Source organism: Rothia mucilaginosa (assembly GCF_964210535.1).
GTDB classification, from domain to species: Bacteria; Actinomycetota; Actinomycetes; order Actinomycetales; family Micrococcaceae; genus Rothia; species Rothia mucilaginosa_F.
Map to the genome: position 1 here is coordinate 1 of NZ_CAXOMR010000021.1, position 13,989 is coordinate 13,989.

Here is a 13,989-nt window from a genome sequence, read left to right on the forward strand (position 1 = left end):
CCGGCGTCAGCGATGTTCTACACAGCTGATTTAGGCGGTGCCGAGCAGTTCACGCAGACGAGCCGCAAAGGGAGCCGCCAGCTTGTACTGTGCCTCGTCCTTCAGGTGCACACCATCAGCCATGTCACCCTCAGTCAGGTAGATGGTCTGCCAATCCGCGGTGTCCATGAACAGCACGCCGGTCTCTCGTGCACCCTGTCGCGCAACCTCGTTCGCCACGTGACGCTTATGAGCCACCTGCTTATCCGTTGCCGCGTCCTCGCTCATAGACACCACGCCGCCGAAGACAATCTTCGAGGACGGGTACATGCGTCGCAGCTGCTCAATGACCTGAGTCTGGTGCGCGTTCACGTGCTCGCGCGCCTTCGTCTCGTCCTCGTGAATGTAAATGTCGTTACCGGAGGCATCCAGGTAAATGATGCCGGGGTTACCGCTCGGCAGAGCCCAACGGCCACCCATCACGCCCTGATAGTAGGAGGGGCACACACCCTCGCGGGCGGTCACAAAACCCACGCCGCCGCAACGGAACAGGTACGGTACAAAACCTGCCTGCTTCAAGCCCAAACCAACCCAGGAGGTTGAGGTTACCTGCGAGTCACCAATCACCAGGGCGTCCTTAGCGCCCAGAACGTTGGTGTTGCGCGGCAGGCTGTTTGCCTTATCCCAGTAGAGTTCAGCCTTCTCAAACTTGGTGTACAGAACGCCGTTCTCGGAACGCCAGCTCACCGGCAGGCCCTCCCAGCCGGCAAAGTCGCTGTACTCGCGTTGCTTCCACCAGTGAGTGTAGACGCCGGTTTCCAGCGCGACCGGGCCGTACTTGGGGGTGTACATGACCACGCCGCCCTTGAACTGCTGAACCAGCATGTCGGCGGCATCAGCGGAGGTGGAGAACGGCGCCTGAATCTCACCGGTTGCCTGCGCGCCTTCCTTGCCGAAGGCGTTCTGTGCGGTGCGTTCAATCTTCTGCGCCGGGGTGGTCGGTTCCGGAGTCGGCTCGGGGGAGGGGGACTCGCTGGGGCTTTCCTGCGCCGACTGGGTAGGTTCGGCGCTCGCGGCAGCGGTAGCGGCAGTGCCACCGGGCGCGTTGAAGCCTCCTGCGGAGTACATGCCAAAGGAACCGGCGGCAACCACAGCAACGATTGCGCCGGTCAGAGAAGCTTTCGCGATAGGAGACTTGATAGAAGGCATGCACAACAGTATACGATAGGCGCAACCCCAAGTAGAGAGCTTTTCAGGGATATTCAAACGAAAAAGACAAAAAATATGCACCGCAGTGACAAGAATTTAGACTCGGTGTGTAAACCGGTATGAAAACTGGTGCGCGACTTGGGGTACAACTCGAAATAGAACCGGCATACCCCAATACAGAAACGTCCCCTCCCACCCCGCAAATGGGGTAGAAGGGGACGAACAGAAACTCATGAGAGCGGGCAGTAAACCCGCCTCAGCTCACAAGCACTGTTAGATGTCAGCAGCCTGAACCTTCAGTGCACGAGCCACGCCGTCGCGTGCCTCCGCAATCTGACGGTACAGAGCCGCAGCATCCTCAGGCAGAGAAGCCAAGTACTTCTCGGTACGCTCCAGCAGCTCAGCGGTCGGCTCGCTCGGGTACATGCCACCAATAATCTGCATGGAAATCTCGTGCGAACGCGAACGCCAAATGCCCTCAATCTGCTCGAAGTACGGCTCATCGTACTGGGCAATCAGCTCGGGCTTGCCGGACTTGAAACCGGAAATAGCGTAACGCTGAATCATGTTCGACAGCTCGCCGGTCACCATGATCTTGTTCCAGTACTCAGCCTTAGCCTCCGCGGTCGGAATCGACGCGTACGCCTGAGCAGCGTACTGCTGACCGTTCGCGGTGTTGTCGTTCTCCAGCTCCGCAGCGATCTGCTCGGCGGAGAAGCGGCCACCGGTAGCCAGGCGGCACACCAGGTTCCAACGCAGGTCAGCGTCGATGTCCAGGCCCTCAAGGGTCAGCTCACCCTCGAAGAGGCGCTGCACGTTGTTGTACTGGTCCTCGGTGCGGGTCTGGTTGATGAACGCCTGCAGCAGCTGTAGCTGAGCATCCGAATCGGGCTCTGCAACGCATGCCAGCTCCCAGAGGCGGTCAGCGGCACGGTGGCGGGTCTCCTCGCGAGCCTCGGGAGCCACGAAGGAGTGCAGGGTAGCGGACAGGTTGTTGATCTGGGTGCGCAGGGCGGTGGAGTTGGTTTCCTTGCCGATGTTGTTCAGCACCAGGTCAACGTACTTACGTGCCGGCATCTGAGCGTCACGTACGGTATCCCAGAGCGAACCCCAAACCACGCCGCGAGCCACGGACGAATCAATGTCACCCAGGTGCTTGATAGCGGTCTCGATGGAACGCTCGTCCAGGCGAATCTTTGCGTATGCCAGGTCCTCATCGTTCAGCAGCAGCAGGTCGGGGCGCTTCTTACCGAGAGCCTCCTCGACCACGGTCAGCTCGCCGTCAATGTCCAGCTCGATGCGGTCGGTACGGGTCAGCTTGCCGTCCACCAGGTTGTAGAAACCAATCACGGCACGGTGCGGGCGCAGGGTCTCGAAGCCCTCAGCGTAAGACTGGCGAATACCCAGCGAAGAAATGTTGCCAGCCTCGTCGTTCTCAACCTCAACGGCAAGGGTGTTCACGCCAGCGGTCTCAAGCCACTTAGCGCTCCACGCACGCACGTCACGGCCGGAGGTGCGCTCCAGCTCAACCAGCAGGTCATCCAGGACGGTGTTGCCCCAGCTGTGCTTGTCGAAGTACACCTTCAGAGCGGCCATGAAGTTCTCCTGGCCAACCCACGCCACCATCTGACGCAGCACCGAAGCACCCTTAGCGTAAGTAATACCGTCGAAGTTCACCTGAACGTCGGCAAGGTCGCGAATCTCAGCCACAATCGGGTGGGTCGAAGACAGCTGATCCTGGCGGTATGCCCAGGTCTTCTCCGAAGCGGCGAAGGTAGCCCACGCCTCCTTGGCGTAGCGGGTGTTCTCCGCAGCAGCCAGGGTCGACATGAACTCAGCGAAGGACTCGTTCAGCCACAGGTCGTTCCACCACTTCATGGTGACCAGGTCGCCGAACCACATGTGAGCCAGCTCGTGCAGAACGGTGATAGCGCGGCGCTCACGCAGAGCCTCCGCAACCTTGGAACGGAAGACGTAAGTCTCCAGGTAGGTCACGCAGCCAGCGTTCTCCATCGCACCGGCGTTGAACTCGGGCACGAACAGCTGATCGTACTTCTCGAACGGGTACGGGGTCTTGAACTGCTCCTCGTAGAACTCGAAGCCCTGACGGGTCAGCTCAAACATGTCCTCAGCATCCACGAACGGCATGAGGGACTTACGAGCGTACACGCCCAGCGGAATGACGCGACCCTCAGAGTTGGTCAGCTCGCTGGTGACCTTCTCGTAGGGGCCAGCCACAATCGCGGTAATGTACGAAGACATGCGCGGGGTCGGCTTGAAGAACCAGGTCTTCGCACGGCCGCAACCGCACTCCTTCTCCTCAACCTTCACCTCGGGCTGGTTCGACACAACCACCCAGTGCGAGGGCACGCGCACAATAAACTCAAAAGTAGCCTTCAGATCGGGCTGCTCAAAGACCGGGAACACACGGCGGGAATCCGGCACCTCAAACTGGGAGTACAGGTACACCTCACCGTCGGCGGGGTCCACGAAACGGTGCAGACCCTCACCGGTGTTGGTGTAGAACATCTCTGCGTCAATGACCAGGGTGTTCTCAGCAGCCAGGTTCGGCAGCTGGATGCGCTCGCCGTCCGCCAGGTCGGTGCTCAGCTCTTCACCGTTGAGGTTAATGGACTTGACCGAGGAAGTGATGGCGTCAATGAAGGTGGAGGCACCTTCCTGAGCGTCGAAGCGAATTTCAACCTTCGAGGAGAAGACGTCTTTGTCCTTCGGCAGGTCGAGTTCAATACGGTACGAGTGCACGCGCTTAATGATGGATGCGCGTTCGATTGCCTCATTGCGGGTTAGGTTCAGGCCGGGCATAAAGCTCCCTCTCCTTAGATGTGAATAGCGTGCCGTGCTGACACGCCCTGTCATGGTGCGCTGGTTCCCGAGGTTCGCGGCTCCTGCGACGCTGCATACGTGGCGCTGGAGGCATTAATTTTGGGCGCGGAGAACCTGGACACCAAAAGTGCCATATCCCACAGTCTACCGTATATGTGGGGGTCTGGAAGGCTCCCCATTACCCGAACCCGCGCGAATTCGATACAGTTAAGACAGAAAAAACCCAAACGGGGAGCGTATCCCACCTGATGGATGCGCGGCGCACTCTAGCAACGGCGCTCAGAACTGAGAACCGGCGCCTCCCACGAACGCACATTCGCACGTCACCAAGACAAAATCACCAGGAGAGTACCATGCGCGTACACATCGCAACCGACCACGCTGGCCTCGAGCTGAGCCACTACCTGATTGAGTCCCTCACCGCTGCGGGATACGAGATGATTGACCACGGCCCCGCCGACTACGATCCGCTGGATGACTACCCCTCGTTCTGCATTAACGCAGCCCTTGGTGTGAAGCGTGACCGTGAGGCTGGCCTGGACTCCCTGGGCATCGTGCTGGGCGGTAGCGGTAACGGCGAGCAGATGGCTGCGAACAAGGTTGAGGGTATCCGTGCGGCTCTGGCGTGGAACCACGACACTGCGGCACTGGCTCGCGAGCACAACAATGCACAGGTCGTTGCTGTTGGCGGCCGCCAGCACAGCAAGGAAGAAGCACTGGAAATCATTAAGGTCTTCCTGGCTACCCCCTGGACCAACGAGGAGCGTCACGCACGCCGTATCGGTCAGCTGGCTGAATATGAGCAGACCGGCGACATTGCCGGCAAGCAGATTGACGCTGCCTAAGCTCTAAAATCTGAGGCGCATAGTGCAGGCTATGCGCCTCAGTCGTCTCTAGTACTCCAGATAATCCGTACTGCTTATACCCGCGCTATTTCTAGCCGATGAGTTTTTGAGGGGGACCCGTGCCCGAAGGCCACTCCATTCACCGTATCGCCCGCCAAATCAGCGACGTCTTCACCGGCGAGCGCGTGCAGGTTTCCTCCCCGCAGGGCCGCTACGCTGAGGGCGCCGCCCTGCTGGACGGGCACACCATCACCGGTGCGTACGCGCACGGTAAGCACCTGTTCGTGACCTTCGAGAACGACCTGACCCTGAACGTGCACCTGGGCATTTACGGCAACTGGAGCTTCGGTGGTGACGAGACGTTCACGGGTGCTTCGAGCATTGGCGCGCCCCGCAAGATTGGTGAAAAAGAATACGCGGCGGGGGAGGGGGAGCCCTACGCCGGCCCTCCCGAACCGAAGAGTACCGTGCGCTGCCGTATTGTTTCGGAGCACGGCTGGGCTGACTTGGTGGGTCCGACTATTTGCCGCACGCTCACGCCGGAGGAGGTCCGTACCGTCCGCTCGAAGCTCGGCCCCGACCCGCTCAACCCGGATGCCGACCCCGAGCAGTTCTACCGCGCGGCACGCAAGAGTTCCCGCCCGATTGGTGTGATTCTGATGGATCAGGCGGCAATCTCTGGTGTGGGCAATATCTTCCGTGCCGAGTCGCTGTACCGCCAGGAAATTGACCCGCTGCGCCCCGGCAAGAGTCTCAGTGATGACGAGCTCAAGCGGCTCTGGGAAGACAACAAGCACCTGCTGGTTATTGGCGTGCGCGTGGGTCGTATCATCACCACCGAACCGGAAGACCGCCCCGGCGTACCCGAAACTGAGGCATGGCCCGACCACGCCAGCTACGTGTACATGCACCACGGCGAACCATGCCGCCGCTGCGGAACTACCATCCGCATGGAAGAAATCGCCGGCCGCAAACTCTACTGGTGCCCCGGCTGCCAACACTAAAAACCCGCAAAACATTTGACAGCCCAGATGGAACCTCGATACTATGGTCAAGTTCCATTCCGGGGATGTAGCTTAATGGTAAAGCCTCAGTCTTCCAAACTGATTACGCGGGTTCGATTCCCGTCATCCCCTCCATGAAAAAGGCTCCGACGCAAGCGTCGGGGTCTTTTTGCATTCCGGGGATGAAGGAATCACTTCCGGGCGAAAATACATTCCCTCGCGCGCTCGGGATTTTCGCCCTCCAGCCCGTCATCCCCTCCGCCTCGCATCCGCACAAAACACCCTACGAAACCGAGGGAGACAGGGGAGTACGCGCTCAGTGGAAATCAGCCACGCACCAGCCGCTGTGTTGGGCATTTAGCGGGAAAACAGGTAAACTAGGGCACTGACTGTGTTAAACACGCAAGTGCACAACACGGTCGGTTTCACGGGGCGTGGCGTAGCTTGGCTAACGCGCCTGCTTTGGGAGCAGGAGATCGCAGGTTCGAATCCTGTCGCCCCGACGTGAAACGGTTGCCGCGGCACTACAAGCCCGTGGCGCTCTTTCCACTAAGCAACCGCGGCACACACGATTCGTGCCGCACCGAAACTATATGAGGAGATCACGGACGTGAAGACCGCCGTCGAGAAGCTCAACCCGACCCTCGCAAAGATTGAGGTCGAGGTTCCCTTCGCAGAATTCAAGCCCTACCTGGACCGCACCTACAAGAACCTCGCGGGTCAGATCAGCGTTCCCGGCTTCCGCAAGGGTAAGCTGCCCAAGCAGCTCATCGAGCAGCGTGCGGGCTTCGACTACATCGTCGAGGCATCCCTGAACGACGCTCTGAACGACTACTACGCACAGGCACTGGGCGAGAACGAACTCTCCCCCCTGGCACAGCCCGAGCTGGACGTTCAGTCCCAGCCCTCCACCGAGAACCGTGAGGCAGACGTCAAGCTGACCATCACCGTCACCGTTCGCCCCGAAATCGAGCTGCCCAACTACGAGGGCCTCGAGGTTGAGGTTGACGAGGTTGAGGTCACCGCTGAGGACGAGGTTCAGGCACTGGACGCTCTGCGTGAGCGCTTCGGCACCCTGAAGACCGTTGAGCGCCCCGCAGCTGACAAGGACTTCGTGACCATCGACATCGCAGCTGAGATCGACGGTGAGCAGGTTGATGCAGCTAACGACCTGTCCTACCAGATTGGTTCCGGCACCATGCTCGACGGCATCGACGAGGCTCTGACCGGCCTGTCCGCTGGCGAGGACGCAACCTTCGAGACCAAGCTCTCCGGTGGCGAGCACGCAGGCGAGCAGGCTGTCATCAAGGTCAAGCTCTCCGCTGTCAAGGAGCGCGAGCTGCCCGAGGCTGACGACGAGTTCGCACAGCTGGCTTCCGAGTTCGACACCATCGAAGAACTGAAGGAAGACATCAAGAAGCAGGTTGCAGAGGCTAAGGTTGCCGAGCAGGGCACCCAGGCACGCGACAAGGTCCTCGCAAAGCTCGTTGAGCTGGTTGAGGTTCCCGTCCCCGAGAAGGTTATCGAGGACCAGCTCGAGCAGCACTTCAACAACCCCAACGCTGAAGCTGGCCACGACACCGAGGAGCACCGCGCCGAGGTTCGCGCCAACACCGAGACCGCATTCAAGAACGAGATGGTTCTCGACGCTGTTGCGGACAAGGAAGAAGTGACCGTTGACCAGGCTGAGATGATCAACTACATCATCACCATGAGCTCCCAGTACGGCATGGACCCCAACCAGTTCGCACAGATGCTGGACGGCTCCGGCCAGGCTGGCGCACTGGTCGGCGAGGTTCGCCGCTCCAAGGCTCTGGCAGCAGTGCTGAAGACCGCAGTGGTCAAGGACACCAAGGGCAACGTTGTTGACCTGTCCAAGTACCTGGGCGAGGGCGAAGAGGCAGCTGCCTAAATCCCCGCCACGGTCCGCAAGAAGCCACCCCGCTAAAGGGCGTGAGCTGATTGCTTGAAACGTGTAGCCTCAGCGGGCATCCACCGGTTGACCGGTTGGGTGCCCGCTGAGGCTCTTTTATTCCCCAGATTCACCCCCGATTTGCTCCCGATTTGCTCCCGAACGCGCATGCAGGCTCGTCAGTACCGCTTATGCTGGGCGCTGTGCTTCACGCTGTGCTTCACCCCCTGGCGAACGAACAACGCGAAGGGAAGCGGGGGAGGGCAACTATCGGTAAGGTAGTAGCAACGAAACTTTTCGCGTGCGCTCCGGCGCGTAAATCGCGCAAAGATGCAGCGAAGACCCATTAGAGAAGAAGAGGAAGAATGTCCAGCTACATGCCTCTGCCCATCGGCGCCTCCCAGGCAGCCGGCGTGGCGCCCGCGCCGTCTATGGCAACCCCCATCGTTGGTGCCCAGGAAGATTACGTCTACAACAGCCTCCTGAAGGAGCGCATTATCTGGCTCGGCTCCGAGGTGCGCGACTCCAACGCTAACCTCATCTGCTCCCAGATGCTGCTGCTCTCGGCTGAAGACCCCGAGGCAGACATCTACCTGTACATCAACTCGCCCGGCGGCTCCGTGACCGCTGGCATGGCTATCTACGACACCATGCAGCTCATCCCGAACGATGTGGTGACCGTGGTGACCGGTATGGCAGCATCCATGGGGCAGTTCCTGCTCACCGCAGGCACCATCGGCAAGCGCTACGCAACCCCGAACGCCCGCATCCTGATGCACCAGCCCCTCGGTGGCATTGGCGGTACCGCATCGGATATCCGCACCCAGGCTGAGCTGATTCTGGACATGAAGAAGCGCCTGGCAGAGATCACCGCTGAGCGCACCGGCAAGAGCCTGGAAACCATCCTGAAGGATAACGACCGCGACAACTGGTTCAACGCGGAAGAAGGCCTGGAATACGGCTTCTTCGACCACATTGCGACCACCGCCGGTAAGCTGCCCGAATCGAAGAACGCATAAGGGAGATGCACATGAACTACCTGCCGAACGATATCACCACCTCGGCGCCGGCTATGCCGAGCAACCGCTACGTGCTCCCCAGCTTCGAGGAGCGCACCCCCTACGGTTACAAGCGTCAGGACCCGTACGCAAAGCTGTTCGAGGACCGCATTATCTTCCTGGGCACCCAGGTGGACGACGCATCCGCTGACGACATCATGGCTCAGCTGCTGGTTCTGGAGGCGCAGGACCCCGAGCGTGACATCACCCTGTACATCAACTCGCCCGGCGGCTCCTTCACCGCAATGACCGCTATCTACGACACGATGCAGTTCATCCGCCCCGAGATTCAGACCGTGTGCCTGGGCCAGGCGGCATCCGCTGCGGCGGTTCTGCTGGCTGCCGGTACCCCCGGCAAGCGTCTGGCACTGCCGAACGCTCGCGTGCTGATTCACCAGCCCGCTCTGAGCGGCCAGCAGGGCGGTCAGGCATCTGACATTGAGATTCACGCGAACGAGGTTATGCGTATGCGTGAGTGGACTGCACAGACCCTGGCACTGCACTCGGGCAAGACCTACGAGGAAGTTGACCGCTCCATCGAGCGTGACAACATTCTGACTGCGGCTGCTGCCCTGGAGTACGGCCTGGTTGACAAGGTGCTGGAGTCTCGTAAGCTGCGTAAGCCTGCGACCAACACCGCTATTTCCCACACCTAAACTTTAGTTTTGAGGAATACCCCGATTTTTCGGGGAGGGGCGGCATCGCTCCGTGTGCGAGCCTTCGGGCTGGTGCGCGGTGCGGTGCCGCTCCTTTTTGCCCTTGTCGGGTGGGGTGTGGCGAGGCAAGCTGATATGTGGCGTTGACCTGCGCTTTCTTTGCGATTTCTTGCGGCACATTGCCGTCATATTCCGGCGCGTCAGCTTCCGCCGCCGTCATAAAAGACGCGCTTTGTCATATGCCCGGTAAGTCCGTCCATTTGGGGCGCGTAATTCTTGGTTCCGGGGTGAACTCCGGTAGCCTTAGAGAAGGAGAAAATTCGAGTCTTTCATACCGTTTTCTCGCTCAAACCAGGGCGCCCACCACCCGCCGGTGCCCCTCCTGAGAAATCACCGCAGACACCAGGTCACTGACCCTTCTGTACCGATTTCATCACGCCGATCGAAAGGGAATCTTCGTGGCCACAGACGTCATTGTGCCTCCCGAACAGCCCAACGCCAGCATGCGATGCTCCTTTTGTAAGAAGACGCGCGCGCAGGTTTTTAAGATTGTGCTTGGCCCGAACGTTTCGATCTGCGACGAGTGCGTGGAACTGTGCGAAGAGATCCTCGCTGAAGAGCGTCTGAAGGTGAAGGCTCCCGCCGCTGCGCCCGCGCCTCAGCTGGCTACTCCGCGCGAAATTTATAGCTACCTCAACGACTACGTCATCGGTCAGGACGCAGCGAAGCGTACCCTGGCGGTGGCGGTGTACAACCACTACAAGCGCATCCACGATATTGATAACCCGGTGTTGACCTCCCGCATTCTTTCGGCGACAGCGGGGGAGCAGGTGGAGCTGGGCAAGTCGAATATTCTGATGCTCGGACCGACCGGCTGCGGTAAAACCTACCTGGCGGCAACCCTGGCGAAGAAGCTGGATGTGCCCTTCGCCCTGGTCGACGCAACCACCCTCACCGAGGCGGGCTACGTGGGTGATGACGTGGAGAACATTCTGCTGCGCCTCATCAACGCCGCTGACGGTGATATTGCTAAGGCTCAGCGCGGCATCATCTACATTGACGAGATCGACAAGATTGCCCGCAAGGGCGGCGAGAACCTCTCCATCACCCGTGACGTGTCCGGTGAGGGCGTGCAGCAGGCGCTGCTGAAGATTATTGAGGGCACCGTGGCGACCGTACCGCCGGAGGGCGGACGCAAGCACCCGGCACACGCGAATATTGAGATTGATACCTCGAACATTCTCTTCATCGTGGCTGGCGCCTTCGACAATATTGACGACCGCATCGCAGCCCGAGTGGGTGCCGGCGGCATCGGTTTCGGCGCTGAACTGGGCGGTTCCGTGAAGAACCCACTGGACCAGATCATGCCCGAGGACCTGGCGCACTACGGCATTATCCCCGAGCTGATTGGCCGCCTGCCGGTCATCTCGACTCTGAGTGAGCTCAACGAAGAAGAGCTGGCTCGCGTGCTGACGGAACCGAAGAACGCGCTGCTCAAGCAGTACCGTCACCTCTTCGCCCTGGACGGCGTGGACCTGGTCCTCGACGACGCTGCGGTCGCGGCTATTGCCCGCCTCGCCGCCGAACGCGGCACCGGTGCCCGCGGCCTGCGCGCCATGATGGAGCAGATTCTGCAGCCGATTATGTTCGACATCCCGGACCGCACCGATGTGGTGTCCATCGTCATCGGTGAGGACACCGTGCTCAACGGCACGGAACCCCGCTACGTGCTGCAGGCGCCCGACCCCGAAACCGAGACCACCCGCACCGTAAAGGGGGAGGCGAAGGCCGCCTCCCTGAAGGAAGCGGACCGTCAGGCGGCATAACCGAATACTTCCAGCCGACAGGCTAGGGAATAAAGAAGCCGTCGCCCCTGTTATACGGGGTGACGGCTCACTAGCAGGTACTGCTCTCGCTGGCATGTCCTGAAGAACGTGTGCTGAAGAGCGTGTACCGAAGAATAAGCGCCGGCTCATAGAAGCGGCTGGCGCAACCGTATGAGAGAGGAACACTCATGGCTGAGAACGCACCCGCACAGGTTGATTTCTGGTTCGACCCGATTTGCCCCTGGTGCTGGATTACCTCCCGCTGGATTGGTGAGGTGCAGAAGGTCCGCAACATTGAGGTGACCTGGCGCCCCTTCTCCCTGTCCATGCACAACCAGGGCCGCGACCTGCCCGCCGACTACCAGGCAGCGATGAACAAGTCCTGGGCGCCGGCCCGCCTCATTACCGCTGTGCGCGAGCTGCACGGTAACGAGGTCATCAAGCCCCTCTACGACGCTCTGGGCGAGCAGATTCACCACAACAAGAACAAGGCTGATTCCTACCGCGACGCAATCGTCAAGGCGCTGGAGGAGGTCAACCTGCCCGCAGAGCTGGTGGATGTCGCCTTCACCGACCAGTACGATGAGCAGATGCACGCCTCCCTGGATCTGGCACTGGAGACCGTGGGTGGCACCGACGTGGGTGTTCCGCTGATTTCCATTAACGGCACCGCTTTCTTCGGCCCGGTCATCTCCCCGAGCCCCGCCGGTGAAGAGGCTGGTAAGCTCTTCGACGGCGCCCTGGCGCTGGCTTCTTACCCCGGCTTCTTTGAGCTCAAGCGCCCCCGTAACGTGGGCCCGATTTTCCACGGTGAGGACGGCGAAGCCTAAGAATCCTGCAATGTGCTGAGATTCCTGCAATGCGCGCAGGCTCGGTAGAGTCTGCGGTCGCAGAGCAAAAAAGTACCGCCCGGTCATTGAACGACCGGGCGGTACTTTTCTATTCACTATGTCGCTCTGAGGGCTTGTAGCTACGCGCGGTGGCTACGGCTCGCAGCTGTGCTTTCTTCGCCTTTTTCGCCTTGCGCTGTGCCCTGTGTTCCAGAACCTTCGGGTGCGTTGCCCGCTGCACAATCTTCGTATCGCGCATGTGGAAGGTGCGGGTCGCCGTGTACTGAACCGCAGCGTCCGAGGTGAACGCCAGCATCGCAAAAACGGCAACGCCCAGCTGGAAGAAAATCGTGGACAGCGGCAGGGACTGGTGCCCCCACAGCACGCCGCCGGTAATCGCCGCGAAGTTCAACGCAGTCAACAGCAGAGCCAGACGGCGGGCCTTCGAGGAGCCGCGTAGCGTGCTCCACAGCAGGAATAGGTGCACCGCCGAATAAATCGCCACGAAACCAACCAGCACCGTACCGGTAATGGTCAGCAACACGGAGCTATCCACCTGGTCGAAGAGGTTCAGCAACTCAAGATCGTTGCCGGAGCCTTCCTCCAGCAGCTTGGCGCGAAGTGCCGGGCGGCTGAGTGCCAAAATGACGCTGTTGACAATATCGGCGAGGGTCACGGCGATGAGCATGCCCGAACCGACCAGCAGGCTCAGCGGCATGCGGTACGCCAGGTCGTGCGCGCTGGAGAGGTGAATTTCTTCCTGCTCCTGCGGTTCCAGGCCCTCATTGTTGAGAATAACCACCGGCAGCGCGCCGTCGGTGCGGATCGCGTCGCCGCCGCCGTTGCGGGCGTGGTAGCCGGAGGAGAAATCGTGCAGAATCTCAACGCGGGTTTCCGGGTGGGCGTACTGGATGGACTCCACAATGTAGTCGCGCTCAAAGTCGGTTTCAGCATCGATGCGGTGCGTGACCTGCAGGGTGAAGAAGCTGAAACCCACACCGGAGTCATACGTGCCCGCCGCCAACCAATCCACCTGGTGACCACCCGGCAACAGCCAGCCGTCCGGGGTTTTCCAGAAGCGCACGTGGTGGCGTTTCTCGGGGTTGCCGTCCACTTCCTTCTGGTAGGCGAAAGCCTGCGTCTTGCCGAAAATTTTCAGCGGGGAGACCGGCGCCTCCGCGTAGGAGCGGCGGGTGATGGTCGAGAGAATAATCTTCCAAGAGGAGACGAGGGTGACGTCGTCCGCGCGGGTCCAGCCGGCGTCCTGCATGACCTGGTGAATCTGCTCCTCGGTACCAATCAGGCCGATATTGACCGGGTCGCCGAGCAGACCGTCCGGGGTGCGGGTGCGCCCAATGAAGTAGTCTGGCACGTAGATGCGGGTCATAATGGCGTGAAAACGCGGTAGCGTCAGGTACGCGGTGACCGCCCAGAAGATAAAGGCGATGGGCACACCCCAAAAAGAGTGGCCGACCGTATTCGCCAGAATCATGAAGGTCAGTACGAGTGCCGCGACGCCGGCGAAGATAAAGAAGAGAGTGTCCCAGAAATTAACCCAGAAGCTACGCGGGACGAGGTCCTGCGCCGCACCGCGCGTGTCAATATCACCACGGTAGACCGGTGGCGAGGTGACTGGGGGAGCAACATCGCTACGTATAGGCCGTAGGACGCGTTTTTGGTGGGACATTCCCGCCCTTTCTGCAAACATAGTTAGGCTCTTTGAATATCACATAACTATAGCAAGGGGTGGGTTGCCAGATGCGTCCGTTCCGGGCAGGGCTTAATCGCTTGGCTCGATAGCCCCGCCACGGATTCGCGGGATGGTT

General features: G+C 60.3%; 10 protein-coding genes and 2 tRNA genes. 9 read left to right on the top strand and 3 right to left on the bottom strand.

Features of this window, described 5'->3' with window-relative positions:
- Positions 1-30: 30 nt before the first annotated feature.
- Positions 31-1,188, bottom strand: a complete 1,158-nt coding sequence (locus AB8C10_RS07255; RefSeq protein ID WP_368867339.1) for a GDSL-type esterase/lipase family protein — start codon at positions 1,186-1,188, stop codon at positions 31-33.
- A gap of 273 nt (positions 1,189-1,461) precedes the next feature.
- Positions 1,462-4,011 carry an aminopeptidase N gene (pepN, locus tag AB8C10_RS07260; RefSeq protein WP_314669029.1) on the bottom strand — a complete coding sequence of 850 codons (2,550 nt, stop codon included), beginning with the start codon at positions 4,009-4,011 and terminating at the stop codon, positions 1,462-1,464.
- Between the two features lie 374 nt (positions 4,012-4,385).
- On the opposite strand from pepN, the gene AB8C10_RS07265 reads away from it, so the two are divergent.
- From AB8C10_RS07265 to AB8C10_RS07305, 9 genes are all read left to right on the top strand, one after another.
- Positions 4,386-4,877, top strand: coding sequence for a ribose-5-phosphate isomerase (locus tag AB8C10_RS07265; protein ID WP_070605377.1), 492 nt, complete (start codon positions 4,386-4,388; stop codon positions 4,875-4,877).
- A gap of 119 nt (positions 4,878-4,996) precedes the next feature.
- Positions 4,997-5,881 (top strand): Fpg/Nei family DNA glycosylase, encoded by an 885-nt coding sequence (locus AB8C10_RS07270; protein WP_368867340.1) that lies wholly within the window; start codon positions 4,997-4,999, stop codon positions 5,879-5,881.
- Between the two features lie 61 nt (positions 5,882-5,942).
- A tRNA-Gly gene (locus AB8C10_RS07275) sits at positions 5,943-6,016 on the top strand.
- A 293-nt stretch (positions 6,017-6,309) separates the two neighbouring features.
- A tRNA-Pro gene (locus AB8C10_RS07280) sits at positions 6,310-6,384 on the top strand.
- Between the two features lie 107 nt (positions 6,385-6,491).
- Entirely contained in the window at positions 6,492-7,793 is a 1,302-nt protein-coding gene (gene tig, locus AB8C10_RS07285; RefSeq protein WP_313969628.1) for a trigger factor, read from the top strand.
- A gap of 365 nt (positions 7,794-8,158) precedes the next feature.
- Positions 8,159-8,812 carry an ATP-dependent Clp protease proteolytic subunit gene (locus tag AB8C10_RS07290; RefSeq protein WP_005505718.1) on the top strand — a complete coding sequence of 218 codons (654 nt, stop codon included), beginning with the start codon at positions 8,159-8,161 and terminating at the stop codon, positions 8,810-8,812.
- A gap of 5 nt (positions 8,813-8,817) precedes the next feature.
- The gene (locus AB8C10_RS07295; RefSeq protein WP_012903382.1) at positions 8,818-9,507 is read left to right on the top strand and encodes an ATP-dependent Clp protease proteolytic subunit; all 690 of its coding nucleotides are present in this window, start codon (positions 8,818-8,820) and stop codon (positions 9,505-9,507) included.
- Positions 9,508-9,965: 458 nt separating this feature from the next.
- Positions 9,966-11,333: an ATP-dependent Clp protease ATP-binding subunit ClpX gene (gene clpX, locus AB8C10_RS07300; RefSeq protein ID WP_439958524.1), complete on the top strand. Its 1,368-nt coding sequence runs from the start codon at positions 9,966-9,968 to the stop codon at positions 11,331-11,333.
- 188 nt (positions 11,334-11,521) lie between these two features.
- Positions 11,522-12,163, top strand: coding sequence for a DsbA family protein (locus AB8C10_RS07305; protein WP_368867341.1), 642 nt, complete (start codon positions 11,522-11,524; stop codon positions 12,161-12,163).
- 109 nt (positions 12,164-12,272) lie between these two features.
- Here the strand turns inward: AB8C10_RS07305 and AB8C10_RS07310 are convergent, their stop codons facing one another.
- Entirely contained in the window at positions 12,273-13,850 is a 1,578-nt protein-coding gene (locus AB8C10_RS07310) for an LssY C-terminal domain-containing protein (protein WP_368867342.1), read from the bottom strand.
- Between the last annotated feature and the right edge of the window lie 139 nt (positions 13,851-13,989).

What these genes read in the sequence shown, in the direction of transcription:
- AB8C10_RS07310 (WP_368867342.1), bottom strand. Translation starts at nt 13,850, where the DNA reads ATGTCCCACCAAAAACGCGTCCTACGGCCTATACGTAGCGATGTTGCT.
- AB8C10_RS07255 (WP_368867339.1), bottom strand. Translation starts at nt 1,188, where the DNA reads ATGCCTTCTATCAAGTCTCCTATCGCGAAAGCTTCTCTGACCGGCGCA.
- AB8C10_RS07295 (WP_012903382.1), top strand. Translation starts at nt 8,818, where the DNA reads ATGCACATGAACTACCTGCCGAACGATATCACCACCTCGGCGCCGGCT.
- pepN (WP_314669029.1), bottom strand. Translation starts at nt 4,011, where the DNA reads ATGCCCGGCCTGAACCTAACCCGCAATGAGGCAATCGAACGCGCATCC.
- AB8C10_RS07265 (WP_070605377.1), top strand. Translation starts at nt 4,386, where the DNA reads ATGCGCGTACACATCGCAACCGACCACGCTGGCCTCGAGCTGAGCCAC.
- AB8C10_RS07290 (WP_005505718.1), top strand. Translation starts at nt 8,159, where the DNA reads ATGTCCAGCTACATGCCTCTGCCCATCGGCGCCTCCCAGGCAGCCGGC.
- AB8C10_RS07305 (WP_368867341.1), top strand. Translation starts at nt 11,522, where the DNA reads ATGGCTGAGAACGCACCCGCACAGGTTGATTTCTGGTTCGACCCGATT.